We start from the raw sequence: 24,898 nt of genomic DNA on the forward strand, positions 1-24,898 counted from the left end.
TTTCTGCGGCGCGGCGAACTTGACCCCGGGGGCGCAATCATTAGGTTGCGTCCGTCCTTCCGCGGCAAAGGAGAGCGCGCCCCATGCCCATGCAACGTCTTCACCTCGTCTTTGGCGGCGAGCTTGTCGATCCGACAAAAACTGTCTTCAAGGATGTCTCCAAGATCCACATCGTGGGCATGTATCCCGACTACGCCAGCGCCTTCTCGGCCTGGAAGGCCGAAGCGCAGCGGACCGTCGACAACGCGCATATGCGCTATTTCATTGCCCACCTGCACCGGCTGCGCGATGAAGAAAAGCCGGGTTCCTCGACCGAGACTTTCGGGGACTGATACCGAGAGCAGATGCAGCAGTCGCTCGTTCTGTCGCTCTATTCCCTGGCGGCTCGCCGCCGGAACGAGCCTCTGCCTGTCTGGCCCGCCCGTCCCGCGGGGCAGCTTGTCTGGCTGCACGCGCCCGGACCCGGATCCTATCGCGGGCTGCTGGAGCTTGGCCGTCGGCTGCGGGACGAGGACGGCTATCAGGCCGTCCTGACCTCTCCGGAGGAAACCGGCCTGCAGTCGGGCGTGCCGAACGTCCGGCCCCCACCCGAGATGCCCGCCGCCGTGCGGGCCTTCTTCGATCACTGGCGTCCGGATGTCGCCGTACTTGCGGATGGCGAGTTGCGTCCGGTTCTTCTGGCCGAGGCGGCGCGGCGCAAGGTTCCGGTGATCATGGTTGACGCTCGCCAGCCCTATTTGCCGGACTCGGCCCCGGGCTGGTGGCCGGGCCTCGCCCGATCGACTCTGGCGCATGTCGACCGCATCGTGGCCGTCGATGACGCGGCCGCTCGGAGCTTCGAAAGGCTGGGCGCCGAGAGCAGCCGGCTGCGCGCCGATGGGCGGATGGAAGAGGGATCGAGCGTGCTTCCCTGCCTCGAGGCCGAGCGGGCCGCGCTGGTCCGCCAGTTCGAGACGCGACCTGTCTGGTTGGCTGCGTCGCTGCCCGAAGCCGAGGAAGCTGCCGTCGTGACCGCACACCGTGCAGCTCTGCGCATGTCGCACAGGCTCCTCCTGATCGTGGTTCCCGATCGCGCAGAACGTGCCGAAGAGCTCGCGGAGTCCTTGCGCAAGAACGAGGGATGGACGGTCGCCCTGCGCAATGCCGACGAAGAGCCCGACAACGAGACCGAGGTATTCGTTGCCTCGACCGCCGAAATGGGCCTGTGGTATCGCCTTGCCCCTATCACCTATCTGGGCGGCAGCCTTTACGGAGCCGGAACGCAGCGTGATCCCATGGAACCCGCGGCGCTCGGCTCTGCCATCCTGCATGGTCCGCGAGCAGGCAACTGGACCGGCGCGCATGCCCGCCTGTCAGCGGCCCGGGCAACACGGCTGGTGAACTCGCCATCGGATCTGGCCGAGGGCCTGACGGACCTGCTTTCCCCCGATCGCGCGGCGCGGCTTGCCCAAGCCGCCTGGGGGGTGGCGTCTGCAGGTGCCGAAGTGACCGATCGCGTCCTCATGATGCTGCGCGAAACGTTGGAGAAACGGGCATGAGGGCGCCGAGTTTCTGGTTCACCGCGCCGGATCAGCCGACTGCGATGGCACGCTTGCTTGCGCCACTTGGCCGGCTCTACGCGGCGGCGACGGCGCGGCGGATTGCAGAGCCGGGATACCGCGCCGGCATCCCCGTGATCTGCGTCGGAAACCTGAATGCAGGCGGCACGGGCAAGACACCGACTGCCATCGCTCTGGTCGATCGGCTGATGGCCCGCGGCGCCAGGGTGGCCATTGTCTCGCGCGGCCATGGCGGCCGCCTGGCCGGCCCGGTCCAGGTTGATCCGCTGCGCCACGGTGCCGCCGATGTCGGCGACGAGCCGCTGCTGCTTGCCGCCTTCGCCCCAACCTTCGTTTCGCAGGATCGCGCAGCCGGGGTGAAGCAGGCCGAAGCGAACGGAGCGAGCGTGGTCCTGCTTGATGACGGGTTCCAGAACCCGTCGGTGGTGAAGTCCTTCTCTCTGATCGTTGTCGATGCTGTCATAGGCTTCGGCAACGGCCTGTGCCTTCCGGCGGGACCTCTGCGCGAGCCGGTCGAGGCGGGGCTGCTGCGGGCCGATGCGGTTTTGTCGATCGGGGGCGAAGCGGCGCAGGCAGGCTTCCGAAGCCTTTGGGGCAGCCGTCTTCGGCAGCCACATCTGACGGGGCGGCTCGATCCGCTGCAGATGGGCATGGACTGGAAAGGCGAGCGGGTGCTGGCCTTTGCCGGGATAGGCCACCCGGAAAAGTTCTTTGCGACGCTGCGCGCCGAAGGGGCCGAGGTGGTGCGTGCCGAGGCGCTAGACGATCACCAGCCGCTTGGTGAGGCTCTGATGACCCGGCTCGAGATCGAGGCCAAGGCCATCGGCGCGCAACTGGTTACCACCGAAAAGGATGCCGTGCGCCTGCCGGCCGGCTTCCGGTCGAAGGTCCTGACCTTGCCGGTCCGTTTGCGTCTGGACGATTGGTTGCCCCTCGATGAGGCATTCGAGCGGATGGGGCTGTGAGCGGGAATGCGCGGTGCGAATGTGACGCTCCACGCCCGGCTCGGGCGTCAATCGACTGTCTGACCACACAGCGATCAAGGTGACCAATGACGTTCCGGACGGCAACGCGACACGAGATGGACCTGATCCTGTCCTGGGCTGCAGAGGAAGGCTGGAATCCTGGCCTGGAAGATGCGGGGGCCTTCTATGATAGCGATCCTCAAGGCTTCTTCGTTGCGGAAGTGAACGGCGCGCCGGTTGCAGCGATCTCGGTCGTCAATCATGACCCGGCCAATGCCTTTCTGGGGCTCTACATCTGCCGCCCCGAATGGCGGGGACAGGGCATCGGCTTTGCCCTTTGGACTCACGCTATTCGGCATGCGGGACCGCGCAGCATCGGGCTGGACGGTGTTGCCGCGCAGCAGGCGAATTATGCGAAATCCGGCTTTGCCCTGATCGGCGCAACGCAAAGGTGGGAAGGTGAGCTTGCCGCCAAAGGCGACGCTGCCGTGCGGATCAGGCGAGACGAGGATCTGCCCCGCCTCTTCGAGCTTGACCGGGTTGCCAATGGCTACGACCGTCCGGCCTTCCTGCGGGCATGGCTTGCGCGCGCCGAGACCCGCCAGACCTATGTGCTGTCGGACGGCGTGATCGCCGGTTTCGCCACCGCACGCCGTTGCCGCAACGGCTGCAAGATCGGACCCATCATCGCACCCGATTCAGAGACTGCGCTGGTGCTCGCCCGCGCTGCGCTGCACGGGATGGGAGAGACACAAGCAATCATCGACCTGCCCGAAACGAACGAGGACCTGCGCAGGCGCTTGATGGCAGAGGGCTTCGTCAATAGCTTCACGACGGCCCGCATGGTGCGAGGCCCAACACCCAAGACGGGGCCGGCCCTGCAGGCGATCGCGACGATGGAACTCGGCTGACAGCTGCGGACCGAACTAGCCCAGAACCTCGTCCTGATGCTCGCCGAGTTTCGGCGCGGGCCGGTCAAGCTTCAGTTCGGCACCCGAGAAGGTGAAGGGCGAGCGGACCCCCGGCACCCCGTCGAAATCAAGCTTCATGCCTCGGGCAACGACCTGAGGATCGGCAAAGACCTCATCAAGCGAGTTGATCGGCCCTGCCGGCACACCTTCGGCCTCGCAGGCGGCCAGGAGATCGGCCTTTGCCCATGTTCGGGTCGCGGCGGTAATCCGGTCCGTCATCGCCTCGCGGTTGGTCACCCGGTCGGCATTGGTCAGGAAATCCGATGCCTCGGCCATGTCGGCCAGCCCGAGGATCGAGCAAAGGCGGCGATACTGGGCGTCGTTTCCAGTAGCGAGGATGATCCAGCCGTCGGCGCAGTCGAACACCGCATAGGGCGCGAGGTTCGGATGGGCGTTTCCCATCTTGCGCGGGGCCTTGCCGGTCGCGAGGTAGTTCAGCGCCTGGTTCGCCATCGTAGCCGTAGCCACATCCATCAGCGCCATGTCGATCTGCTGGCCTTCGCCCGTCCGTCCACGCTGGATCAGGGCGGCCAGGATCGCCGTTGCCGCATAGATCCCGGTGAACACGTCAGTCACGGCGACGCCCACCTTCTGCGGCTGGCCGTCCTTCTCTCCGGTCACGCTCATCAGCCCGGCCATGCCCTGGATGATGAAGTCGTAGCCTGCCCTGTGGGCGTAGGGCCCAGTCTGGCCGAATCCGGTGATCGAGCAATAGACCAGCCGGGGGTTCACCTTGCGCAGGCTGTCCCAGTCGAGCCCGTATTTCTTCAGGCCCCCAAGCTTGAAGTTCTCGATGACGACATCGGCATCGGCGATCAGCCGGCGAACCGTTTCCTGCCCTTCAGGCGTCCGGAAATCGACCGTGATCGAGCGCTTGCCCCGATTTGTCGCATGGAAATAGGCCGCGGACCGGTCGCCCTCGCGGTCAATGAAGGGCGGGCCCCAGCGGCGGGTATCGTCGCCTTCAGGGGCCTCAACCTTGATGACATCCGCTCCAAGATCGGCAAGCGTCTGTCCGGCCCATGGGCCAGCGAGAATCCGCGCCAGTTCGATGACGCGGATGCCCTCGAGAGGTGCCGTCATCTCAGCCGCCGAGCTTTTCGTCGAGGATGGCTTTCAGGTCTGCATAGCTCATGTTCGAGTATTGCTGGCCGTTGATCATGAAGGTGGGCGTGCCCTGGATATTGTCGGCCTTCATCTGTTCTTGCGACCAGGTGACGAGCGCCTCCGCCGTCGCGGCATCTTCCATGCAAGCCTGGATCGAGGCATCGTCCATGCCAGCGGTACGGCCGATCTTCTTGATGTTCTCAACGACCACCGTCGGGTCGTCCGACGCTGCCCATTCCCGCTGCTGGTCGTAGAGCATCGAGTTGATACCGAAGTAGCGCGTCTCGCCACCACAGCGTGCCATCATCGAGGCCCACAGCCCGTAGCGGTCGAAATAGACTTCGCGGAAGATGAACTTCACCTTGCCGGTGTCGATGTAATCGGCCTTGAGCGGCTTGAAGGATTCATCGTGGAAATCCTTGCAGTGCGGGCAGGTGAAGGAACCGTACTCCACGATGGTGACCGGCGCGTTGGCGTCACCAAGAACCATGTCCTTGATCGCAGGCGCATCCTCGGCATAGGCGGCAGAGGGCGCCAACAGGGCGGTGCCGCCCGATTGCAGAATGGCAGCGCCAGCGCCGGTCAGCGCGATCATCGTCAGGAAGGTTCTGCGGTCCATCTTGGGCCCCTTGTTCAGCTTTTCTGTCTTGAAAGGACGTTCTGCGCGAGCCTGTCAAGGGCGGCACGCAACCCATCGTCATGGATGTCGGCAGTCTCGGCCGCTGCCCGGGCGACCACGGCGGGATCGTGAGGGCGTTCGGGCTTGGGCGCCGGTGTGAACTGCGCCTGACCTTCGGCAAAGCCGGTGGCTGCGGTCTGGGTCAGGCTGATCCGGGCAATCGCGTTGTAGCCATAGCAGGCATTCACCCGCTCCTTCAGCCGCGGCAACTGCATCTGGACGATGGGCGCCTGCGCCGAGGTGGTCAGCAGGGTCAGTGTCGCGCCCATACCCTCACGTCCGTAGCCGATCTTTACGGGGCGGGTAACGGCGGCAAGTTCCGGGCCGGCGATCTCTGGCCATGCGGTCAGCAAGCGGGCGACAGCAAAGCCGCGTTTCTCGCCGGCCGCTCGGATGCGGTCAGCGACCAGCCCGGATGCCGGTTCGAACCCGCGCATCCGGCGGGTCGGCTGTTTCGGCTCGGCAGGCGGCTGGCTCATCTGGTCTTCGCGGCTCCTCAGGCTATTCTAGGCAGGCGGGCGGCACATGCCAGCGGAATGGACCGGACGGGGACATAAAGATTGCGTGACGTGGGTTTGGCCGGGCTGCTGCTCGACTGGTATGACAGCCACGCACGGGTAATGCCCTGGCGGGTGGGACCAGCCGAGCGCAAGTCAGGCGCGCTCCCCGATACCTATCATGTCTGGCTGTCCGAAGTCATGCTGCAGCAGACGACAGTCGCGGCAGTTCGCGACTATTTCCGCCGCTTCATCTCGCGCTGGCCAACGGTCACGGATCTGGCAGCCGCCGCTGACGCCGATGTAATGGCCGAGTGGGCGGGGCTCGGCTACTATGCCCGCGCCCGAAACCTTCTGGCTTGCGCGCGCGAGCTGGCACGGCAGGGTGGTAGGTTCCCCGAAACTCGCGAAGGCTTGCTCGCCCTGCCTGGCATCGGCCCCTACACGGCGGCAGCCATCGCCGCCATCGCCTTCGACCGAGCGGAGACGGTCGTCGACGGCAATGTCGAGCGGGTCATGGCACGTCTTTTCCGGGTCGAGACTCCGATGCCTGCTGCCAAGCCCGACCTGGTACGGCTTGCGGCGTCGCTCACTCCGGAAGCGCGCCCCGGGGACTATGCGCAGGCGGTCATGGACCTGGGAGCGACGATCTGCACGCCCCGCAGCCCGGCCTGTGGCATTTGTCCATGGATGCAGCATTGCGACGCTCGTGCCGCAGGAGTGCAGGCGGACCTGCCGCGCAAGGCACCCAAGGCGGCCAAACCGATCCGCAAAGGGGTTGTCTGGATCGCACGGCGCATCGACGGCGCCATGCTGCTTGAGACGCGGCCCGAGCGCGGCCTTCTGGGCGGGATGCTCGGCTGGCCCGGGAATGGATGGGATGGCGCCGGCGGCGATGCGCCGGTTCAGGCCGAATGGCGCGAGGCAGGCGCAGTGGTTCGCCACACCTTCACCCACTTTCATCTGGAACTGGACCTGATGGTCGCCGACGTCCCTCTTGGGCAGCGGACAGATCGCGGGGCCTTTATTCCGCGCGAACAGTTCCGGCCCGCCGACCTGCCAACGGTCATGAGGAAGGCTTATGACGCTGCGTCCGGTGCATTCGACCGCGTTGAGTGACGCGCGCCGCGCCCCTATCGTGGAGCCGGGAGGATCGTCGATGACCACTATCCCCAGTTCGGACGTGATGAAGCTCAAGCGGGCGCTGCCCTTCTGGCTCTCGCTCGGCCTTATGCCGATCGCGGTTGCCGCGACCCTTCTGGGCGGTTGGGTGATCGCACTTCTGCCGCTTTATTCCTGGGGGATGTTCTCGGTCCTGGATACTGTCGAAGGACGCACGGAGGACAATGCCGATCTCGATACGCCCGAGGCCGGGCTGTTCTGGTATCGGCTCATCACCATCGTCTGGGTTCCGTTACAGTTCGTCCTTCTGTTCTGGGTGATCTGGTATGTGACCCATACCGGACACCTGTCGCTAGGAGAAAAGATCGGTCTGTTCTTCGGGCTGGGAATCGTTTCCGGCACAATCGGCATCACCTACTCGCATGAGTTAATGCACCAGAAGCCCGCCTTCGAACGCTGGCTGGGCGATATCCTTCTGTCGATGGTGCTCTACAGCCATTTCCGCTCGGAACATCTGCGGGTCCATCATCCCTGGGTCGGCACCCCGCGCGATGCGGTGACGGCGCGCTACAATGAAGGCTTTCATCGCTTCTTTCCACGAGTTCTGTGGGAGTGTCCGCAAAGCGCCTGGCGCGCCGAGGTGGCGATGCTGGCGCGGCGAAACCTGCCCTGGTGGCACCGCTCGAATCCATTCTGGCGTTATGCGGCGCTCCAGTTTTTGATGCTGGCATTGGCGTTCGGGCTGGGCGGGTGGATCGGCCTCGCGCTGTTCATCTGGCAAGCCTATATCGCAGTTTGGCAGCTGGAACTGGTCGATTACATCGAACATTACGGCCTTACCCGGCGATACAAGGGCGAGGGCAGATACGAACATGTCCTGCCACGCCACAGCTGGAACTCCGATTACCGGGCATCGAACTGGCTGCTCATCAACCTGCAGCGCCATTCTGACCACCACTACAAGCCTGACCGTCGCTTCCCGCTTTTGCAGACCTATGACGAAGAGCAGGCACCGCAATTGCCTTATGGCTATCCCATCATGACGACGCTCGCGATGGTTCCACCAGCCTGGAAGCGGGTGATGAACCCACGCGTCAAGGCGTGGCGGAAGCAATTCTATCCCGACATCGCCGACTGGAAGCCATATAACAAGGCGTTGAATCCCATGCCCAAAGGCGCTGCCTGACCCCGAAATCGAGAGGTCCGCGACTCTCTGCGGCATTTTGCTTTGACAGGCCGGGCGTGCTTCATCCTAGATGCGGCGCATATTGCCACAGACCGGTGTTGTGATGACCAGAAGCTTACCCTCCTTCCGCTATCGTCTGGAACAGAAAGAGCCGCGCCTTGGGCCGGGAGGGATCACGCGGGGCGCTTCGGTCCATGACTTTCCGACCAGCATCGGGATCGCCGGCGTTTCGATGCGCCTTCAGCCCGGCGCGATGCGCGAGATGCACTGGCACGCGAACGCGGCGGAATGGGCCTTTGTCATTTCCGGCTCCTGTCGGACGACGGTGCTGCACCCCGACGGCGGATCGGCGACGAACGACTTCTACCCCGGCGACGTCTGGTATTTTCCCCGCGGCTGGGGGCACGCGATCCAGGCAACGGGCACGGGCGAGTGCCATTTTATCCTGATCTTCGACAACGGCGACTTTTCCGAGGATCACACCTTTTCCGTCACCGATTGGATGTCACGGACCCCGCCGGCAATCCTTGCCCAAAGTCTGGGCCTGTCGCTGGACGAAATCAGCCGCCTGCCGAAGGGCGAGGTCTATTTCGCCCAGGGCACCCCGGCGACCGACCGTTCGCTCCTCAGCACCTTACGAGGGGAACCGGCACTTGCCGCCATGCACCGCTATCCGCTTGCCGCGCAGGAGCCACGCCGGGTTCCGGGCGGTGGATTGCAGCGGACGGTTACTGCAAAGGAATTCCCGATCTCGCAGACCATGGCCGGATCACTGTTGGAGATCGAACCAGGCGGCTTGCGGGAACTGCATTGGCATCCGTCGGCTGACGAATGGCAGTACTATATCGAAGGCAGCGCCGAGATGTCAGTCTTCCTTGCCGAGGGCACCGTGGTGACCGAACAGTTCGAAGCGGGCGATGTCGGTTATGCGCCGATGGGTTCGGGGCATTACATCAAGAATACCGGCGCAGGCGTCCTGAAGGTGCTCATCGGTTTCAACCATCCGCACTACCAGTCGAACGAACTTTCGGCGTGGCTTGCCTCGAACCCCGATGACATCCTGCGCGCCAATCTCGGCCTGCCTGAAGAGACGGTCGCGAAGCTTCCCAAGGAATCGCATTTCTTCTTGCCTGGTTAGGCAGGGGCGCTAGTCCTTGCGAGGCGGATCGCCGGCGTCGGCCATGCTCCTGCGGATTTCGCGGATCACGATCTCGGCCAATGTCGATACGGTCAGGACAAACATGCCGATCCCGACCAGCAGGAAGCCGATGGTGAAGATCCGGCCGGCGGGGGTCTTGGGGGCGAGGTCGCCGTAGCCGACGGTCGCCATGGAGACGACGCTGAAATAGAAGGAGTCGATCAGCGACCAGCCTTCGAGCAGGCGGAAGGCAAATGCGCCGGCCGAGGCGATCAGCGTCGTGAAGAACAGCAGTGCAAGAAACCTCGGCGTGCGAAAGGCGACGCCGATCGCATGGGCAAGGTCAGCGTAGGCGGCAAAGATCTTCGTCATCGGTCTGCTCCTGCCGGAAGGGCTGCCACCATAAAAAAAGCCCGCCGTGATGTCACGGCGGGCAAGGTTGCAGTCCGGTCAAGGGGACCGAGCTGCAGGCGGTTCGGAATGTCGGATCAGGTCAATGCGCGGCGTCGCCCATTTCGGCGCGGATCTGTTGCCGCAGGATGTCGATCGGGATCATCTGGCCGTCACGCTTGAAGTGCCAGTAGGTCCAGCCGTTGCAGGACGGTGCACCTTCCAGCGCCGCGCCGACCTGATGGATCGACCCCTTGGTTTCGTCGGAAATCAGCGTGCCGTCGGCACGAACGCGGGCGGTCTTGCCGCGCGGGCTTACCAGAACCTCGCCGGGGCGCAGCATGCCGCGCTCCACCACGGTGCCAAAGGGCACACGCGGTTCGGCGCGCTTCGAGCCGGTGACATCCAGCGCCGACCGGTCGAAGGGGCGGATGCGGTCGAGGCGGGCGGTCGCTGCCTGACGGTAGGCTTCCTCGCGCTCGATGCCGATGTAGGAGCGGCCCAGCATCTTGGCGACCGCGCCAGTCGTGCCGGTGCCGAAGAACGGGTCAAGCACCACATCGCCGGGGTTTGTCGTGGCGAGCAATACCCGGTGGAGCAGCGCTTCGGGCTTTTGCGTCGGATGGGCCTTGTCGCCGTTGGCGTCCTTGAGCCGCTCGCCGCCGGTGCAGAGGGGGATCACCCAGTCAGACCGCATCTGCACGCCGTCGTTGAGTTCCTTCAGCGCCTCGTAGTTGAAGGTGTATTTGCTGGCCTCGTCGCGGCTGGCCCAGATCAGCGTCTCATGTGCATTGGTCAGGCGCTTGCCGCGGAAGTTGGGCATCGGGTTCGACTTGCGCCACACGACATCGTTCAGGAGCCAGTAGCCCGCATCCTGCATCGCCGCACCGACACGGAAGATGTTGTGGTAGCTGCCGATGACCCAGATCGCACCGTTCGGCTTCAAGAGCCGTCGGGCGGCCTTCAGCCAGTCATGGGTGAACCGGTCGTAGGCGGCGAAGCTCGAGAACTGGTCCCAGTGGTCGTCGACGGCATCGACGCGTGAATTGTCGGGGCGGTGAAGTTCGCCCTTGAGCTGCAGGTTATAGGGCGGATCGGCGAAGATCAGGTCAACAGAACCTGCCGGGAGGGAGTTCATCACCTCCACGCAATCGCCTGCAAGGATCTGGTTCAGCGGAAGCACCTGGGCTTCGGCCGGGGTCTTGGTCTTCGTCATCACTGCCTCTGTCTCGCGGCCTCTGGTGTGCCGCTTGTTGGATTGCAGGATGAGTCAGGGATGATTCGCCGTCAAATTCTTTTTTGAATCAAGTACTTACAGAAACATCTTGATACAAGATGTTGTGGACGGGCCTGAACGAACGCCTATGCGCTGCGGTGACCCCCAGTTTTTTCAGCGCGGCGCGATGATCAGCGGTTGGGTAGCCGGCATTGGATTCCCAGCCGTAGCCGGGGTGCTGTTGCGCCAAATCCACCATGATCCGGTCACGTTCGACCTTGGCGATGATCGAGGCAGCCGCAATCGACAGGCAGCGCGCATCGCCCCCAACAATCGCTTCTGCCGAGCAAGGCAGGTCGGGCGGCAGGCGGTTGCCGTCGATCAGCAGGTGTTGGGCGGCAAGCGGCAGGGCGGCGACGGCACGCTTCATGGCAAGGAGGCTGGCATTGAGGATATTCAGTGCGTCGATCTCTTCAACACTGGCCTGCCCCAAGGCGAAGATCGCCGTCTGGCGCAGGATAAGGTTCAGTTCCTCGCGCCGCTTCGCCGTAAGGCGCTTGGAATCGTTCAGTCCCGGCGGAATACCGTCGGGCGAAAGGATCACCGCGGCAGCCACCACAGGACCGGCAAGCGGGCCGCGACCGACCTCATCTACCCCGGCAATCCGGTTGGGGCCGCGGGCAAGAACACGGGCTTCGAAACTGAAATCGGGCAAAGACGGCATGACGGCACCCTGCCGCGCCGCGTTTGGAAAGAAAAGGGGGTGGAGGCTGCTCGACCCTCCACCCCAGATTGGCATCCTGGGGGCAGGACGCCGGATGCGCGCACAGCCTGGGGGCAGTTACATGCGCGCTTGTGGCTCAGCGCCAGGGCGTCCAGCCGGGCTGCGTGTAGTAGACCGGAGGTTCGGCGCGGCGATGATTGTGGCGATGGCGACGGTCGTGCTCGCGCCAGTCGTCGTCACGCCAATTGCCTTCCTCCCACCCGTCATCCTGCCAGGCAGGTTGGCCGTAGCCGGGACGTCCGGGATAGACGTAGACCGGGGTCGGCCCGGCGTATCGCGGCGGGTCGACATAGACAGGTGCCGGTGCATAGCGCGTGACCGGCGCCGCCAAAGATCCACGGGGAGCCAGCGCTCCGACGGCAAGGGCGCCAGCCGCGATACCAAGGATGACCTTCCAGCCATCGTCATTGTCGCGGGCGGAAACCGGTCCGCTGCTTGCGGTCACGGCAGCGCCGGCGACGGCGATCGCGGTAACGGAGTTCAGGATGATGAGGCGAATGCGGGACATGTGCCGATCCTTTCCGGGGGGCCCCGAGACTGCCGCGGGGCCGATGCGGATCAGGTGGGGCACCTCCCGGCGGACAGGCAATATCGACGGCTTGTTATCGGATAACAGCCGCGGGTCCCCCTTCTGCCATTGAATGACAGATCGCTTCACCCCACTCTGCCGGCAATCAGGGAGAAGGTGATGAACATGCGGACAACGCTTGCGGCAATATCGCTAGGCCTCGCGCTGGCCGGTGCGGCCAAGGCGGATTGCTACGCCGATTACAAGGCGAAGCGGGAACCGCCTCTTCAACTTGCTTATGGTGTGGCGCAGATTCCCGACGGAGCTTGCGGAAGCACGGCGGACGCCGCCTCGGCCCTGGCGCCGCGGCTGGCGGCAGCGGGCTGGACATTGCTCAAGGTCGTCAGCCTGTTCGGGCCGGACGGATTGGAAGAAAGGAAAGCGAGTGCCGGAGACCAGTTCCTCCGCTACTGATGCGGCGCGCCGGGGCAACCGGGTTGTTGCTGGCGGTATCGCGGCGATCGTGCTGATCCTGCTCGGCGCGGCCGTGTTCCTTTTCCTGAACCTTCCGGACGCCAATGCCTTCAACGCCCGGGTGGAGCGCATCTTCGTCGAGAACGACCTGCGCACTCCATCCGAGCTTCGGTTGCTGGAGATCCTCGCACAGTCGGGAACGTCGTTCCAGGAAGTGCTTCAAAGCTACCGGCAGGTCATCTTCGTGCTTCTGGTCTTTGCGACGGCACTTCTGATCGCGGCGCTGGTCTTTCTGGTCACGATTGTCGCGCTAAACCGGCGCATCTCGGCGATCCAGCGGTCTGGCATCCAGGTCTCGTCCCTGCTCATCGCGCGAGAAAGCCGGTCGGTCTACATCAACGACATGGAGTTTCAGCTGACCGAGGCCGCGATCGAGACACTGGCGGTGCTGGCTGAGGCGCGAATGGACGACGAGGTTCTGACCGGCGCGCAGATCGAGGCCGTGATTTCGGGGCGGTCCGAGACCGATTGCGAAGAGGCCGCAGGGGCGACCCGGATCAAGCGGCTGCGCGATGCGCTTGGCAACCAGATGGTCAGCGAGCTTCTGGTACGAACCATCGCCAAGCGTGGCTATGTGCTGGCGGTCGGAAAAGATGTCATCCGGGTGGTCTGAGGCGCTGACCTGAAAGACAGGTGGCGGCCCCGACAGGATTCGAACCTGTGACCTACCGCTTAGGAGGCGGTCGCTCTATCCCCTGAGCTACGGGGCCGTTCACCTGCGCCCTACATGCTGTCAAACGCGGATTTGCGCAACCTGTCTTGGCGTCTGATCGGAAAATGGAAAGGGGGAGTGCTTTTGGCCCACCACTCCCCCTTCAGGTCCCTTGCGTCGGAGTTGAGAGCTTGCAGGACGCGCAGGACATCGCCAGTCCCGGATTCGCCAGAACTGTTAGCGGTAACATAGCCATTTCCGACGGCTTGGACAAGCGGGAAGTTTGGCGCTAACAAGGGTTCACCCCGCAGGCTTGAGGAGAACCTATCCAAGTGGCTCGCATTCCCGATCCCAAGCGCACCCTTACCCTTCGCGATGTCTCGGAAGCCTCTGGCGTCAGCGAAATGACCGTAAGTCGGGTGTTGCGAAGCAGGGGGGATGTTTCAGATACGACGCGGGAGCGGGTTCTGGATGCCGCGCGCAAGCTTGGCTATGTGCCGAACAAGATCGCTGGTGCCCTGGCCAGCCAAAGGGTCAACCTTGTCGGGGTCATCATCCCGTCTCTGTCGAACATGGTCTTCCCCGAAGTGCTGACCGGCATATCCGAAACACTCGAGGATACTGGACTGCAACCTGTCGTGGGTGTGACGAACTACTCGCCCGAGCGCGAGGAGGCCGTGCTTTACGAGATGCTTTCCTGGCGACCGTCAGGTGTAATCATCGCCGGGCTCGAGCACAGCGATGCATCGCAAGCGATGCTGGCCAATGCCGGCATTCCGATTGTCGAGATTATGGACATCGACGGAACGCCAGTGGACAGCGCCGTCGGCATTTCCCACCGGCGGGCCGGTCTCGAAATGGCAGCGGCGATCATCGCCGCCGGCTATCGCCGCATCGGATTTCTGGGCACGATGATGCCGCATGACCATCGGGCACGGAAACGGCTTGACGGATTCGAGGAGGGGTTGGCCAAGGCCGGGCTGACCCTTGCGGATCGCGAGTTCTATTCGGGCGGGTCGGCCCTTCTTAAGGGGCGAGAAATGACGGCAGCCATCCTGTCGCGTACGCCGGATCTGGATTTCCTGTATTACTCAAACGACATGATTGGCGCGGGCGGACTGCTCTACTGCCTCGACAAGGGGATCGACATCCCCAACAAGCTGGGACTCGCCGGATTCAATGGGGTGGAGTTGCTCGATGGCCTGCCGCGGCGCCTGGCCACGATGGACGCGTGCCGCTACGAGATCGGGCGCATCGCCGCCGAGATCGTTGCGGGCAAGCACCGGGAGGGCGTGATTGGCGGCGAGGTCGTCGAACTCACACCGACGCTGGAGCCGGGCGATACAATCCGGCGGGCCTGAGCCCGCCGGATTGCGCCGCACTATTCAGTCTGCAGCGATTCCAGATACACGGCGAGCGAAAGCACACGGCCACGGGCCATGATCTCGCCGTTGTAGACAAGCGATGGGTCCGTCGTACCCAATGAGAACACATCCCCCCATAGCGGCATAGGTCCGCCGTGGGCACGCATTCCCGTCCTGCCGTCGATGATGTGGATCACCTTGAGCATCGGGAATTCACCGCCGTTCTGTTTTGCGATCAACGTCAGGTTAGGCGCGGGAACAGTCAGGACATCGGCCATGTCGCCATCGCCCATCCCTTTTGCCCCGTGACATGCAGCACAGTAACCTTCGTAAAGTGCCTTTCCCACGGCGTTGTCGTCTGCCGCAAAGGCTGGAAATCCAAGACACGTGACCGCAGTAGCACTGAGTAATAGACTACGCATCGGCTTACTCCTCCCTAAATCTGCGCGTTCCGTATCGGGAATACTGCGCGCAAATCTCCGGGAGCGCCTTGATGGGGATCAACTGCAAGCTTGATGGCGCCTCAGGCCGTGAGACGCCCGTTCTGGTAGCCGGTGATGCGCGTTTCGATGATCGTGCCTTCGGGCTGGTCGCTGTCGAACGCAACCTCGGCAAACTGTTCGGTCCTGCCAAGACGAGGGCCCTCGGTCAGGACATGCAGCTTTCGCCCGACCTGCGCGGACAGGTGGGACCGCAGTGCAGTGTCGCCCGCCGATCTCAGCCGGGCGGCGCGTGCCTTGATGGCCGGGCCGGGCACCTGCGGCATCCGCGCAGCCGGCGTTCCCTTGCGAGGGCTGAAGGGGAAGACGTGCAGGAAGGTCAGGCCACAATCGTCGACGAGCTTCAGCGTGTTTTCGAACATCTCGTCGGTTTCAGTCGGGAATCCTGCAATGACATCGGCGCCGAAGACGATATCGGGACGCAGCTTGCGGGCGTCCTCGCAAAAACGGATCGCATCATCGCGCAGGTGCCGCCGTTTCATCCGCTTGAGGATCATGTCGTCCCCCGCCTGAAGGCTCAGGTGAAGATGCGGCATCAAACGCGGCTCGGTTGCGATGGCGATCATCAGGTTCTCGTCGGCCTCGATCGAGTCGATCGAACTGATCCGCAGGCGAGGCAAGTCGGGCACAAGCCGCAGGATCCGCATGACAAGATCGCCAAGGCGCGGCTGACCAGGCAGGTCGGCGCCCCAGCTTGTCAGGTCCACACCAGTCAGCACGACCTCGTTGAAGCCCTTGCCCACCAGCCGCTTGATCTGCTCGACGACGACGCCGGCCGGAACCGAGCGCGAGTTACCGCGGCCATAAGGGATGATGCAGAAGGTGCAGCGATGGTCGCAGCCGTTCTGGACCTGCACATAGGCGCGATGGCGGCCGAAGCCGTCGATCAGATGGCCGGCTGTTTCCCTGACGGCCATGATGTCATCGACCTTGACCCGTTCAGTCTCGCCGATCAGATCAGGCGCCGACATCGCGGCCCATGTCGCCGCCTGCATCTTTTCGGTATTGCCGATGACCCGGTCGACTTCGGCCATGGCCGCGAAGGTCCCGGGTTCGGTCTGGGCCGCGCAGCCGGTGACGATCAGCATGGCGTCCGGGTTTTCGCGGCGCAGGCGGCGGATTTCCTGCTTGGCCTTCCGGACGGCTTCGGCGGTCACGGCGCAGGTGTTCACCACGACCGCACCATCAAGCCCGGCAGAGGCCGCCAGCTCTTTCATCGCTTCGGTTTCGTAGGCGTTCAGCCGGCACCCGAGCGTCGCAAAGACCGGAGGCGCGCTCATGCCGTGGCGGAGAGATAGGCTGGGGTCAGCACCGCATCGAAGACATGTGCTGTCGGCCCGGTCATCCAGACGCCGTCATCGCGCCAGTCGATTTCGAGCGTGCCCCCATCGAGATCAAGCAGCACATGCCGCCCAGTCAGCCCGCGCCGGTGCGCGGCAACCGCGGTTGCGCAGGCCCCCGATCCGCAAGCCAGCGTTATGCCGGTCCCGCGTTCCCAGACCCGCATCCGCAGCCGGTCCGGGGCAGTCATGCTGGCAAACTCCACGTTCGTGGACTGCGGGAAAAGCGGATCGTGTTCCACCCGGCTGCCCAGACCCGCGACATCGACCGCTTCGGCATCTGGAACGAAGAAGACACAGTGCGGGTTCCCCATGCCTACCGCGACCGGATCGCCTGAGATCGGCAGATGCAAGGTGTCCAACGCATCCGATAGGGGCACTTCGGCCCAGTCGAGCTGCGGCTGGCCCATGTTGACGCTGACCAGCCCATCCGCTCGGCGCAGCGCCACCAGCTCACCCCGGGCCGTCCGGATAGCGATCCGGTCCTGCCCCGTATCCCGCATCACGAAATCCGCAACGCAGCGCGTGGCGTTTCCGCACGCCCCGGCACGGCTGCCGTCGCTGTTCCAGAAGTCGAGCGATATTCCGCCCTCGTCGCCAGCGCGAATCTCGGCCAGCTGATCAAATCCGACCCCGCGATTGCGATCGCCAAGCGCCCGCGCCAAGGCAGGCGTCGTCACCGCCGCCCCACGACCCCGCGAGTCGATGACGACGAAGTCGTTGCCCAGCCCATGCATCTTCATGAAGGGCAGGCCCGTATCTGGAATGCGCGCGTTCATGGGCAGGCATATACGCCTCTGCCCCTGCATTTGCCAGTATGTGCCCGGAAAGTTGTGGAAAGGGTATTGACCCTCCGGGCTGAACTCCATAGGAAACCCGCGTTGTGGGCCCATAGCTCAGTTGGTAGAGCAACTGACTTTTAATCAGTGGGTCACAGGTTCGAATCCTGTTGGGCTCACCACTTCTCCCCCGAGTTGACAGAATCGCGCAAGCGGTCGCATCCGGCTATCGGGGGCGCTCGGTGCCGGTATGATTTCGCATAGGCGAATCAGACAGATCGGCGAAATGCGAGTTTCCCTTGAAAGCCTTGCTGCCGATCTGGAGATCCACGAGATGCGCTCGCCGCTCGCGCCTGGTCTTCATGTTGCCTTCGGCCGCTGGAAGGGAGCGCTCGATCCGATATCGCGCCTTGCAACCGGCAAGGGCACGGACGCCGCCGCAGCCAGGCTGGGATGCCTTGGCGAAGCGGTCGAGAACCTTTCGATTGGCACCGTGGCGCATCCACTTCCTGTCTGGGCCGCGACAGCGGCCGGGCCCGTTGACGCGCGGGCCCGCAACCTGACCGATCCGGCGGATCTGGGGAGTGAAGGCTGCGCGGCGCATTCGGACGATACCCTCGCGCGCAAGAGTGCCGTGCTTGAACGGGTCGAGAGGGCCGCTTTAGCCCTATGGTGGCTTGGCAAGGCAGAAGCCTTTGAAATCGATATCGATCTCGAGACCATGACCCGCTATCGACAGGGCGAAACGCTTCGCTGGAGCCGATGCTGGCTGATCGAGGCGATACCAGGCATCGCCACTTGCCTCGTCATAACCGGCGATGCGGGAGGTGGGCCGATGGTTCTTGGGAGCGCTGCCGCCGACGGTGCCGTCGAGGCCAGCCAGGCCGCACTTGCCGAAGCGCTTCTGTCCGAGGTGGCCCTGCTCGCGCCGCCCGGCCATCCGGATCACCAGCGAGCGCTGGCAATGGACAGGGCGCTGGCCCGGCGCGTCGCAAGACCTGTCACGCTGACTGAGACGCACCCTGGCCAATCCCTTTCGGCGGATGACCTGATCCTGCTTTGCCACGAGGCCGGGCAGGATATGAGCCTTGTCGAGCTGACTCATCCCGCACTTGGCCTCCCGGTCTGGCGTGCGGTTTCCTCCACCCTGCCCCGCTGGCGCCCGATCCTTCAAAGTCCTTTGACGTTTGAATGACGGACGCCAATTTACGACCATCTAAAGGCAACAGGAACGGATTGCATGGCCCGCGACGATCAATCCACTGACCCGCTTGAGCCACGCGGCCACGCGCGGGCGGTCCTTGAAGCGCGGGCCATTCGGGCAGCCACCCTGCCCCCGGACCGGCGCAACTATCTGTGCGACGCGGCGCAACCTGATCCATCACGGCTCTATGCCGGTGCAGGCTCGGTCGCCGAGACGTTGCGGCATTTGGAACCGGTGGCCGAGCACCTTGTCGACGATGCCTGGAAAGTCGATGCCCTGCCGGGCAGCATGCCCGCCGGCTACACCTTCCTGGCCCAGCTGGTCGCTCATGATGTGGCCGCACATACGTTCGGACCCGACGAGACCTACCGGCCGGACGATGCGCGCGGTCATGGGCTGACGCTTGATTCGATCTTCGGCCCGCTGTCAAGCGCGCGCGCCATGCCGAAGCTCTATCGCTTCCGACTTTCGGCCTCGGATCCTGGAAGGCCCGTCGCGGTCGACCTGACCTGGACCGGCAACACCGTAGACGCACATGATGCGCGAAACGGCGATACGCCGTTCCTGTCGCAGTTGTCTGCGCTGTTTGTCCGCTATTTCGATCTGGCGGCTTCCGCGCTGTCCGAGGAGTTTCCGGAGCAGCGGGCGCGGCTTCTCGCGCGCTGCCTGACAGCCGAGGTCTATCTCGACATCATCGAGCACGATCTTCTGGCGCGTCTGCTTCATCCGGCAGTGCTGGCGATGGTTCGGGCGAACGGCTGGCGCCTGGTCGATCTGGCAGCTGAACGCGAAGGATTCGCAATCCCCGTCGAGTTCACCAATGCCGCATTCCGCTTCGGCCATGCGATGGTACGATCGACCTACTGGCTGAACGACCGCAGCCCGGTGATGCCGCTTGGTGACCTGATCGGCCCGGTTCCCCCCGGCCTGGAAGGTATCCGGGCCGGAAACTCGAACTTCTGGCGGGTGGATTGGCGACTGTTCTTCGGTGACGGGCCACAGTTGCAGATGGCCCGCCGCATCGGTCCGGACCTGCCGCCGGATCTGGAAAGGGTCGGCAAGAACCGCGCCATCCCAGGCGGGCGCAAGAGCGATCTCGCGCTACGCGACCTGGCCAGCAGCGCGACAGGCCGGTTGCAGAGCGTCGCGGCCCTGGCCGAGCTGCTGGCGCCGCATCTTGCAAACCGGGCCGGATGCGCAGGATGGGTTCTGTGGTCTCAGGCAGGACGCCGAGCGGTGATGGCAGATTGGCTGTCGGCCCAGCCGGGCCAGGCGCCCGATCACCTGAAGCTCGATCCGCCGCTTAGTCTTTATCTGATGGTCGAGTCTGGCGCGAATGGTGTCGATCAGGGTCTTGGCGGCGGCCGTACGCTTGGCGCGCTTGGCTCGACTCTGGTGGCCGAAGTGCTGATGCCTCGCCTGCGCATGGCTCGCAACTTCATTGCGGCGCAGCCAGAGCTGAACAGGGCGCGGTCGATCTTCCCGCCTCCCGCGGGCAGGGCGCCAGAGATGTGGACGTTGATCGAATTCCTGACGGGTTTGGAGTGAGGAGATAGCGAAGAATGACAGAAGTTATCATGACCGTCGCGCATCAGCGCCCAGTCGGCGCCTTCCTGACGGCGGTTGCGCATTTGCCGGAGGCGGATCGGCCCAAGACGGTCGAGGGCCTGATGACTGCCTTTGCCGGATATCTGAACGCCTATTTCCTTGATCCGAACAAGCGGATCGACCCGAAGATGCCGGCGCCCATGCTGACACCGAAGGTCGCAGCGACCAAGGGTGAGGCGGCAGCTGCGTTCGTGCCGGCGACGCAAGGGGATACCAGTGCAGCGGCGATCGGAACCTGGATGGTCCATCCCTATATCGAGGTCGGCAACATCCGGCGCGATGCGGCGATCGATCTTGTCCAGCACAAGCCCGAACGCGTCGCCATCCGCCTGCCTACAGCTGGATTGCTGGAGCAGGCCGAAAAGGACGCCCGTCTGCTGTCCATCGCCGGCGATACCGACAAGTTCGTGGGCCCGAACTACTACTACGACTACTTCCGAAACTCGCCGGGGATGTCCACGATGGAGTACCTCTGGTCAAGGATCGCGGACTACACCACGTCGTCTTGCCGCTAGGCGACGGCAGGATTGCTGGCACTTGGCTCTGCCGCCCGGATTCAGGCAATCCGGGCGATTGCGTCGATCACCCGGTTCAGGCCAGCCTCAGGACTAAGCGGCGTGGCAGAGGCAAACCATTGAAGTGCGTCCGGCTCGCTTTTTCCATGCCATCGTCGGCGGAGATCGGACTTGAAACGGTCCCAGCAGCCTTTGGCGATATCAGGCTTTCCGGCAAGTTCCGCAGCAGCGGCCGCATAGCCATATCCGAAGACGATGATGTTGTCTGACTTCTGCGCATAGCTGACGCAGCCATCGTAATCGCCGCTCAGCAGGGCGATGGAGACCCGATACCCCAAGGTCGCCCGGTTGATGCCCGGATCGAGGACATTGACCGCCGCGGAAAGCCGGGCTGCACGCTCGGTCTGGCCCGAAAGCGCCAGAACTTCGGCTGTCGATGCAATCCGGCGCGGGCTGCTCTGACTGCCAAGTGCCGCTTCATCCGCCGCCTCGATCGCGCGCCCAAAGCGACCACTCTGCACGGACGACCAGGCCAGCGCCAGCCAGGCATCGGATCTCAAGATGTCGTCGCGTACGCATCCCTCGGCAATCTCGTAGGCCTCGGCGACGCCTTCTCGTGGGGCATAGAGGCCCGGAAACACGACGCTGCGACTGTTCAGCAATTCGGCGAGCATGACACGCGCGCGCAGGCCAACCTCGCCCTTCGTGGTGACGCTGCGCATCAAAGCTTCGGCGCGGCGGTCGGAATCCGGAGACCAGTCGTTCATCAGCCAGCGGGCCCGAACCAGCTTGTCATAGTCCGGCAGATCGCCATCCCCGAGCGAATCCAGATTGGTGACGTAATGAGATTCGACCTTGCCGATCAGATGCGAGGCAAGGCGCTGCACGGCAAGCTCGCTGTTGCGGATCCAGTCTCCGCGGTTCAGCGGCAGGGCAGTCGTCCAGATGATCCGGCCCGAACTCGTGTCTTTCAGCGTGAGGATCACCCGCATCTCTCCGATACCGGGCGAAAAGACCCCGCGTAGTTCAAAGTTACCGCGCATCGTGGGAAGCGGCGTGTCGTTGTCGGCCTCGATGACGATCCAGTCTCCCACCGTCAGCAGGGACGAGACGATTTCGGCCTGCATACCGTTCACGACGATCCGGTTGTCATCGGACATCATGTCGCCGGCAATCGGGCGAAGATAGACGGTGATCCGATCCTGCGCCGGTGCAAGCGAAAGGAGAGGCTGGGGCGGGGGCGCCTGGACCGTCCCCTGCGACTTGATGCGAACCGCCAGCGCCTGCGTCGCCTCCGAAGGTTCGACGTCGAATTCCTCATCCAGAAGCGCCCAAAGCCGGTTGTAGTGTTCCAGGGCGGCCGCGCTGTTGCCGGCGGCAATATCGAGAAGCATCAAATGCCGGGTTGCCGTTTCATCATGCGGCACAAGCTCGCGAAGCTTTTCGGCGACAACCCGGCTCGACTCGCTCTGGTTGGTTGGCTGAAGACGCGCACGAAGCGCATCGGCCATCGCAGCGATGAATGGGTCGCGCTGGCTCCGCAGGAAAGTCTCGAATTCTGGATCCAGCCCGAACAGGTCTGTAGCGAAACGCAGGTCCGCTTCGGCCAACGAAAGACTACGCAGCGGCCGCTCGTCCCCCTGATCCAGCGCGGACAGGGCGACTGCCACCTCGTTTGGCAAGCGGTCGAGAGTCCAGATCACGGTTTCCCGGTCCGAGACGATCGGGTCCATTCCGGGAACGGGGGGATTGTCGCGCAGGACATAAAGGATGTTGCGCAGTGAGCCGCGGCTGTTTTCCTCGTTCGCTCCAGACCAGAGAAGACTCGCCAGGCGCGACCGCGAAATGCGCGACTGTCCGCTGAGGCAGAACCACGCGACGATCGCCTTCGCCTTCGTCGGTCGCAGCGGAACCACCTCGCCGTTCAGCAACAGCTCAAACGAGTCGAAGACGCGAAAGCTAAGCGAGCTTCGCGGCGGCGAGGCATCAGGAGTGTTGGACCGATCGGTCATGTTCCAAGGATTAGGTCTTGATTGCCGCAACGTCTACCGCGACGCGGGGTGCGGCAAGAGGTTTCCAAGGAAAAGAGCAACTTGCGCTGCAACTTCCGAAAAGATTCGAGGTGAAATCCTAGTCATTTCGCGTGAGGGGCCTTTGCCTCAAGCGAGGCAGGACAAGGCCCGCAACCCCAGATTGTTCGCTTTCGAATCCTCATGGAACGGCCAAGCGGGAACGACCCTGTCGCCGGTATTGGCTGGAGAGGTTCGGGACGAACCGCTAAAGAGGGCGAAGATGCAAGCTCGCGAAGGCCGGACTATGACGGGCACGCAGACAAAGACCCTGGCGACCCGGCCAGGTCATGCCTTCTGGCGATCGTTTCCGATGTTCGAGAACCTCGGAGACGAAACGCTTGCCGCCCTGTCGGAAGTGGCGGTCGCCCGCGAGTGGCCTGCCGGGGCGGTCCTGTTCCTGCGTGGCGAGCCGGGCGACTACCTGCTGGCGATCGCCGAAGGGCGAGTGAAGCTTTCCCTCGTGACGCCGGGCGGGCGAGAACTCGCCCTCGCCATTGCCGAACCGGGCACCATCATCGGCGAGATGGTTCTGTTCGACGAAGACCCGCGATCGGCCGACGGAACCGCCCTGACCGCCACCTGCGGTTATGTGGTAGACCGTGCGGCCTTCCGTTCGGTCGCGGAACGCCATTCGGACCTGATGGAAGGTGTTGCGCGTTTCCTCTGCCGACGTTTGCGCGACACCAACGACAAGCTGGAGTCGATTGCGCTCTACGGCCTGGACGCTCGCCTTGCCCGTTTCCTGCTGTTCACCCTGCGCCAGATTCACGGCGACGACCTGCCAGACAAGGCGCGGCTGCGGCTTGCGATCACCCAATCAGACCTGGCCGCGGTTCTTGGGGCAAGCCGACCGAAGGTGAACCGTGCACTCCAGGCGCTGATCGAAGATCAGGCGATCCAGCGCGAGGGCGAGGTATTGATCTGCGATCCGGCACGGCTGCGTGAGTTGGCCGACCCGGACATCGAGTGACGTCGGTCAGGGATGCCAGGTCCGGTCGAGCACGGCAAACCAGTTTTCGTAGCAGAGCTTGCGCATCAGCGGCTCGTCATAACCGTGGGCGCGCAAGGCGTCCTGCAATGCAGGTAGCCCAGTCACGTCACCGATCCCCTGCGGCACCGTCGCACCATCGAAATCGGACCCGAAGCCGACATGATCCTCGCCGAGATGGGCAATGAGGTGATCGAGATGGCGAAGCACCGGGTCCCAATCCATTTCGGGGGACTGGCGACCATCAGGGCGCAGGAAGACCGTGGCAAAGTTCAGTCCGACCATCCCCTCGCTATCGCGGATCATGCCAAGCTGGCGGTCGGTCAGGTTGCGGGTGGTGGGCGTGATCGCATGGGCATTGGAGTGGGTCGCGACCAGGGGCGCGGTGCTGAGACGCGCGACGTCGTTGAAGCCAGCCTCGTTGAGATGCGACAGGTCGACCATGATGCCCAACTGGTTGCATGCACGAACCAGCGCCTTTCCGGCGTCGGTCAGACCCGGCCCGGTATCGGGTGTTCCGGGATACCGGAACGGCACGCCGTGACCAAAGGCGGTCGGGCGGCTCCAGACCGGTCCGAGCGACCGCAGACCCATCGAATGATAAAGAGGCAGCGTATCCAGCGCCGGATCGATCGCCTCGGCGCCTTCCATATGCATGATCCCCGAGATCACACCATCGCTGAGTGCCGCGCGCAGCTCGGATGTCGTACGGCAAACCTTGAACCGCCCGCCCGAGGCCCGCTCCATCCAGAGTAGATGCCCGGCCTTCGACAGCGCAATGACCTGCGCGCGGTCAAGCGGGATAGGATCGGGCAGCGGGAGATCGTAGGGCGGGTTTTCCATCAGCGCGTCGCTGATGTCATAGTCCGCGCCCGATGGAGACGGGACGTAGATGGCGAAGAAGCCGCCCGCGAAATGGCCCTTGCGCATCCGGGGCAAGTCGAGATGACCCGTCCCATCGCCCTCCAGCCACAAGATCTCGCGCCGTGACGGGTCCGACTGAAGACGTAGCAGGAAGTCGTTGTGACCATCGAAAATGGGCAAGGCCTTGTTCATTTTGGAAACCTGCAGGCTGTGACCGGGCCACTAGCGCCTGCGCCAAGGGCGAAGTCAAGGTGCTCCCCGCGCGCGGCCAACGCCCCAGTGACCGGGTGCACAGTGGCTGTCGCAGACTGTCCGCGCGGCACGATCCGGGGGCTGACGCTCGACCCGTTCCCCGT

The 24,898-nt window shown here is 63.9% G+C and carries 26 protein-coding genes and 2 tRNA genes; 15 read left to right on the plus strand and 13 right to left on the minus strand.

Annotation, left to right across the window (positions count from 1 at the left end):
* Positions 1–83 precede the first annotated feature (83 nt).
* The 4 genes from L0V05_RS17440 (at position 84) to L0V05_RS17455 (ending at position 3,435) form a co-directional block, all read left to right on the plus strand.
* Positions 84–332: a DUF4170 domain-containing protein gene (locus L0V05_RS17440; RefSeq protein WP_234872766.1), complete on the plus strand. Its 249-nt coding sequence runs from the start codon at positions 84–86 to the stop codon at positions 330–332.
* A gap of 12 nt (positions 333–344) precedes the next feature.
* The gene (locus L0V05_RS17445; protein ID WP_234872767.1) at positions 345–1,538 is read left to right on the plus strand and encodes a 3-deoxy-D-manno-octulosonic acid transferase; all 1,194 of its coding nucleotides are present in this window, start codon (positions 345–347) and stop codon (positions 1,536–1,538) included.
* Positions 1,535–2,524: a tetraacyldisaccharide 4'-kinase gene (gene lpxK / locus L0V05_RS17450; RefSeq protein ID WP_234872768.1), complete on the plus strand. Its 990-nt coding sequence runs from the start codon at positions 1,535–1,537 to the stop codon at positions 2,522–2,524. The genes L0V05_RS17445 and lpxK overlap by 4 nt, the downstream gene beginning before the upstream one ends.
* An 86-nt stretch (positions 2,525–2,610) precedes the next feature.
* Positions 2,611–3,435 carry a GNAT family N-acetyltransferase gene (locus tag L0V05_RS17455; RefSeq protein WP_234872769.1) on the plus strand — a complete coding sequence of 275 codons (825 nt, stop codon included), beginning with the start codon at positions 2,611–2,613 and terminating at the stop codon, positions 3,433–3,435.
* Between the two features lie 15 nt (positions 3,436–3,450).
* On the opposite strand, the gene L0V05_RS17460 is transcribed toward L0V05_RS17455, so the two are convergent.
* The 3 genes from L0V05_RS17460 to L0V05_RS17470 are packed head-to-tail and all read right to left on the minus strand — an operon-like array spanning position 3,451 to position 5,760.
* Positions 3,451–4,578, minus strand: a complete 1,128-nt coding sequence (locus tag L0V05_RS17460) for a CaiB/BaiF CoA transferase family protein (RefSeq protein ID WP_234872770.1) — start codon at positions 4,576–4,578, stop codon at positions 3,451–3,453.
* A gap of 1 nt (position 4,579) precedes the next feature.
* Positions 4,580–5,221, minus strand: a complete 642-nt coding sequence (locus tag L0V05_RS17465; protein ID WP_234872771.1) for a DsbA family protein — start codon at positions 5,219–5,221, stop codon at positions 4,580–4,582.
* 14 nt (positions 5,222–5,235) lie between these two features.
* On the minus strand, positions 5,236–5,760 hold the full coding sequence (locus L0V05_RS17470; protein WP_234872772.1) for a DUF721 domain-containing protein: 525 nt from the start codon (positions 5,758–5,760) through the stop codon (positions 5,236–5,238).
* Between the two features lie 141 nt (positions 5,761–5,901).
* Between L0V05_RS17470 and L0V05_RS17475 the strand changes: the two genes are divergently transcribed.
* The 3 genes from L0V05_RS17475 (at position 5,902) to L0V05_RS17485 (ending at position 9,224) form a co-directional block, all read left to right on the plus strand.
* Positions 5,902–6,897 carry an A/G-specific adenine glycosylase gene (locus L0V05_RS17475; protein WP_234872930.1) on the plus strand — a complete coding sequence of 332 codons (996 nt, stop codon included), beginning with the start codon at positions 5,902–5,904 and terminating at the stop codon, positions 6,895–6,897.
* 40 nt (positions 6,898–6,937) lie between these two features.
* Positions 6,938–8,086: an alkane 1-monooxygenase gene (locus L0V05_RS17480; protein ID WP_234872773.1), complete on the plus strand. Its 1,149-nt coding sequence runs from the start codon at positions 6,938–6,940 to the stop codon at positions 8,084–8,086.
* Between the two features lie 103 nt (positions 8,087–8,189).
* A complete protein-coding gene (locus L0V05_RS17485; protein ID WP_234872774.1) occupies positions 8,190–9,224 on the plus strand; it encodes a cupin domain-containing protein in 1,035 nt (344 codons plus the stop codon).
* Positions 9,225–9,233: 9 nt separating this feature from the next.
* Here L0V05_RS17485 and L0V05_RS17490 read toward each other — a convergent pair whose 3' ends face one another.
* The 4 genes from L0V05_RS17490 to L0V05_RS17505 form a co-directional block, all read right to left on the minus strand.
* Positions 9,234–9,596, minus strand: a complete 363-nt coding sequence (locus L0V05_RS17490) for a potassium channel family protein (protein ID WP_234872775.1) — start codon at positions 9,594–9,596, stop codon at positions 9,234–9,236.
* Positions 9,597–9,717: 121 nt separating this feature from the next.
* On the minus strand, positions 9,718–10,833 hold the full coding sequence (locus L0V05_RS17495) for a site-specific DNA-methyltransferase (RefSeq protein ID WP_319937960.1): 1,116 nt from the start codon (positions 10,831–10,833) through the stop codon (positions 9,718–9,720).
* A gap of 85 nt (positions 10,834–10,918) precedes the next feature.
* On the minus strand, positions 10,919–11,554 hold the full coding sequence (gene rnhB, locus L0V05_RS17500; protein ID WP_234872777.1) for a ribonuclease HII: 636 nt from the start codon (positions 11,552–11,554) through the stop codon (positions 10,919–10,921).
* 136 nt (positions 11,555–11,690) lie between these two features.
* Entirely contained in the window at positions 11,691–12,122 is a 432-nt protein-coding gene (locus L0V05_RS17505; RefSeq protein WP_234872778.1) for a hypothetical protein, read from the minus strand.
* A 180-nt stretch (positions 12,123–12,302) separates the two neighbouring features.
* Between L0V05_RS17505 and L0V05_RS17510 the strand changes: the two genes are divergently transcribed.
* Together L0V05_RS17510 and L0V05_RS17515 are read left to right on the plus strand one after the other, a co-directional pair.
* On the plus strand, positions 12,303–12,596 hold the full coding sequence (locus L0V05_RS17510; protein WP_406565983.1) for a hypothetical protein: 294 nt from the start codon (positions 12,303–12,305) through the stop codon (positions 12,594–12,596).
* Positions 12,568–13,269, plus strand: a complete 702-nt coding sequence (locus tag L0V05_RS17515) for a hypothetical protein (protein ID WP_234872779.1) — start codon at positions 12,568–12,570, stop codon at positions 13,267–13,269. Before L0V05_RS17510 ends, L0V05_RS17515 begins: the two co-directional genes overlap by 29 nt.
* A 21-nt stretch (positions 13,270–13,290) precedes the next feature.
* Here the strand turns inward: L0V05_RS17515 and L0V05_RS17520 are convergent.
* Positions 13,291–13,366, minus strand: a tRNA-Arg gene (locus L0V05_RS17520).
* Positions 13,367–13,640: 274 nt separating this feature from the next.
* On the opposite strand from L0V05_RS17520, the gene L0V05_RS17525 reads away from it, so the two are divergent.
* A complete protein-coding gene (locus L0V05_RS17525) occupies positions 13,641–14,669 on the plus strand; it encodes a LacI family DNA-binding transcriptional regulator (RefSeq protein WP_319937961.1) in 1,029 nt (342 codons plus the stop codon).
* 20 nt (positions 14,670–14,689) lie between these two features.
* Here L0V05_RS17525 and L0V05_RS17530 read toward each other — a convergent pair whose 3' ends face one another.
* From L0V05_RS17530 to dapF, 3 genes are all read right to left on the minus strand, one after another.
* Complete coding sequence (locus tag L0V05_RS17530; protein ID WP_234872780.1) at positions 14,690–15,094, minus strand: c-type cytochrome; 405 nt, start codon at positions 15,092–15,094, stop codon at positions 14,690–14,692.
* A 101-nt stretch (positions 15,095–15,195) separates the two neighbouring features.
* The gene (gene mtaB / locus L0V05_RS17535; protein ID WP_234872781.1) at positions 15,196–16,452 is read right to left on the minus strand and encodes a tRNA (N(6)-L-threonylcarbamoyladenosine(37)-C(2))-methylthiotransferase MtaB; all 1,257 of its coding nucleotides are present in this window, start codon (positions 16,450–16,452) and stop codon (positions 15,196–15,198) included.
* Positions 16,449–17,291: a diaminopimelate epimerase gene (gene dapF, locus L0V05_RS17540; RefSeq protein WP_234872782.1), complete on the minus strand. Its 843-nt coding sequence runs from the start codon at positions 17,289–17,291 to the stop codon at positions 16,449–16,451. Before dapF ends, mtaB begins: the two co-directional genes overlap by 4 nt.
* Before the next feature lie 106 nt (positions 17,292–17,397).
* On the opposite strand from dapF, the gene L0V05_RS17545 reads away from it, so the two are divergent.
* From L0V05_RS17545 to L0V05_RS17560, 4 genes are all read left to right on the plus strand, one after another.
* A tRNA-Lys gene (locus L0V05_RS17545) sits at positions 17,398–17,473 on the plus strand.
* 104 nt (positions 17,474–17,577) lie between these two features.
* A complete protein-coding gene (locus tag L0V05_RS17550) occupies positions 17,578–18,486 on the plus strand; it encodes a YcaO-like family protein (RefSeq protein ID WP_234872783.1) in 909 nt (302 codons plus the stop codon).
* A gap of 45 nt (positions 18,487–18,531) precedes the next feature.
* The gene (locus L0V05_RS17555; RefSeq protein ID WP_234872784.1) at positions 18,532–20,043 is read left to right on the plus strand and encodes a peroxidase family protein; all 1,512 of its coding nucleotides are present in this window, start codon (positions 18,532–18,534) and stop codon (positions 20,041–20,043) included.
* 14 nt (positions 20,044–20,057) lie between these two features.
* Complete coding sequence (locus L0V05_RS17560) at positions 20,058–20,618, plus strand: hypothetical protein (protein WP_234872785.1); 561 nt, start codon at positions 20,058–20,060, stop codon at positions 20,616–20,618.
* 41 nt (positions 20,619–20,659) lie between these two features.
* Here L0V05_RS17560 and L0V05_RS17565 read toward each other — a convergent pair whose 3' ends face one another.
* Positions 20,660–22,630, minus strand: coding sequence for an AfsR/SARP family transcriptional regulator (locus L0V05_RS17565; protein ID WP_234872786.1), 1,971 nt, complete (start codon positions 22,628–22,630; stop codon positions 20,660–20,662).
* 304 nt (positions 22,631–22,934) lie between these two features.
* Between L0V05_RS17565 and L0V05_RS17570 the strand changes: the two genes are divergently transcribed.
* The gene (locus L0V05_RS17570; RefSeq protein WP_234872787.1) at positions 22,935–23,660 is read left to right on the plus strand and encodes a Crp/Fnr family transcriptional regulator; all 726 of its coding nucleotides are present in this window, start codon (positions 22,935–22,937) and stop codon (positions 23,658–23,660) included.
* 6 nt (positions 23,661–23,666) lie between these two features.
* Here the strand turns inward: L0V05_RS17570 and L0V05_RS17575 are convergent, their stop codons facing one another.
* Positions 23,667–24,734: a dipeptidase gene (locus L0V05_RS17575; protein WP_234872788.1), complete on the minus strand. Its 1,068-nt coding sequence runs from the start codon at positions 24,732–24,734 to the stop codon at positions 23,667–23,669.
* Positions 24,735–24,898 lie beyond the last annotated feature (164 nt).

The sequence above is a fragment of the Alitabrizicola rongguiensis genome, assembly GCF_021491355.1.
GTDB lineage: Bacteria > Pseudomonadota > Alphaproteobacteria > Rhodobacterales > Rhodobacteraceae > Aliitabrizicola > Aliitabrizicola rongguiensis.

What these genes read in the sequence shown, in the direction of transcription:
- L0V05_RS17440 (WP_234872766.1), top strand. Translation starts at nt 84, where the DNA reads ATGCCCATGCAACGTCTTCACCTCGTCTTTGGCGGCGAGCTTGTCGAT.
- L0V05_RS17445 (WP_234872767.1), top strand. Translation starts at nt 345, where the DNA reads ATGCAGCAGTCGCTCGTTCTGTCGCTCTATTCCCTGGCGGCTCGCCGC.
- lpxK (WP_234872768.1), top strand. Translation starts at nt 1,535, where the DNA reads ATGAGGGCGCCGAGTTTCTGGTTCACCGCGCCGGATCAGCCGACTGCG.
- L0V05_RS17455 (WP_234872769.1), top strand. Translation starts at nt 2,611, where the DNA reads ATGACGTTCCGGACGGCAACGCGACACGAGATGGACCTGATCCTGTCC.
- L0V05_RS17460 (WP_234872770.1), bottom strand. Translation starts at nt 4,578, where the DNA reads ATGACGGCACCTCTCGAGGGCATCCGCGTCATCGAACTGGCGCGGATT.
- L0V05_RS17465 (WP_234872771.1), bottom strand. Translation starts at nt 5,221, where the DNA reads ATGGACCGCAGAACCTTCCTGACGATGATCGCGCTGACCGGCGCTGGC.
- L0V05_RS17470 (WP_234872772.1), bottom strand. Translation starts at nt 5,760, where the DNA reads ATGAGCCAGCCGCCTGCCGAGCCGAAACAGCCGACCCGCCGGATGCGC.
- L0V05_RS17475 (WP_234872930.1), top strand. Translation starts at nt 5,902, where the DNA reads ATGCCCTGGCGGGTGGGACCAGCCGAGCGCAAGTCAGGCGCGCTCCCC.
- L0V05_RS17480 (WP_234872773.1), top strand. Translation starts at nt 6,938, where the DNA reads ATGACCACTATCCCCAGTTCGGACGTGATGAAGCTCAAGCGGGCGCTG.
- L0V05_RS17485 (WP_234872774.1), top strand. Translation starts at nt 8,190, where the DNA reads ATGACCAGAAGCTTACCCTCCTTCCGCTATCGTCTGGAACAGAAAGAG.
- L0V05_RS17490 (WP_234872775.1), bottom strand. Translation starts at nt 9,596, where the DNA reads ATGACGAAGATCTTTGCCGCCTACGCTGACCTTGCCCATGCGATCGGC.
- rnhB (WP_234872777.1), bottom strand. Translation starts at nt 11,554, where the DNA reads ATGCCGTCTTTGCCCGATTTCAGTTTCGAAGCCCGTGTTCTTGCCCGC.
- L0V05_RS17505 (WP_234872778.1), bottom strand. Translation starts at nt 12,122, where the DNA reads ATGTCCCGCATTCGCCTCATCATCCTGAACTCCGTTACCGCGATCGCC.
- L0V05_RS17510 (WP_406565983.1), top strand. Translation starts at nt 12,303, where the DNA reads ATGAACATGCGGACAACGCTTGCGGCAATATCGCTAGGCCTCGCGCTG.
- L0V05_RS17530 (WP_234872780.1), bottom strand. Translation starts at nt 15,094, where the DNA reads ATGCGTAGTCTATTACTCAGTGCTACTGCGGTCACGTGTCTTGGATTT.
- mtaB (WP_234872781.1), bottom strand. Translation starts at nt 16,452, where the DNA reads ATGAGCGCGCCTCCGGTCTTTGCGACGCTCGGGTGCCGGCTGAACGCC.
- dapF (WP_234872782.1), bottom strand. Translation starts at nt 17,291, where the DNA reads ATGAACGCGCGCATTCCAGATACGGGCCTGCCCTTCATGAAGATGCAT.
- L0V05_RS17550 (WP_234872783.1), top strand. Translation starts at nt 17,578, where the DNA reads ATGCGAGTTTCCCTTGAAAGCCTTGCTGCCGATCTGGAGATCCACGAG.
- L0V05_RS17555 (WP_234872784.1), top strand. Translation starts at nt 18,532, where the DNA reads ATGGCCCGCGACGATCAATCCACTGACCCGCTTGAGCCACGCGGCCAC.
- L0V05_RS17560 (WP_234872785.1), top strand. Translation starts at nt 20,058, where the DNA reads ATGACAGAAGTTATCATGACCGTCGCGCATCAGCGCCCAGTCGGCGCC.
- L0V05_RS17565 (WP_234872786.1), bottom strand. Translation starts at nt 22,630, where the DNA reads ATGACCGATCGGTCCAACACTCCTGATGCCTCGCCGCCGCGAAGCTCG.
- L0V05_RS17570 (WP_234872787.1), top strand. Translation starts at nt 22,935, where the DNA reads ATGACGGGCACGCAGACAAAGACCCTGGCGACCCGGCCAGGTCATGCC.
- L0V05_RS17575 (WP_234872788.1), bottom strand. Translation starts at nt 24,734, where the DNA reads ATGAACAAGGCCTTGCCCATTTTCGATGGTCACAACGACTTCCTGCTA.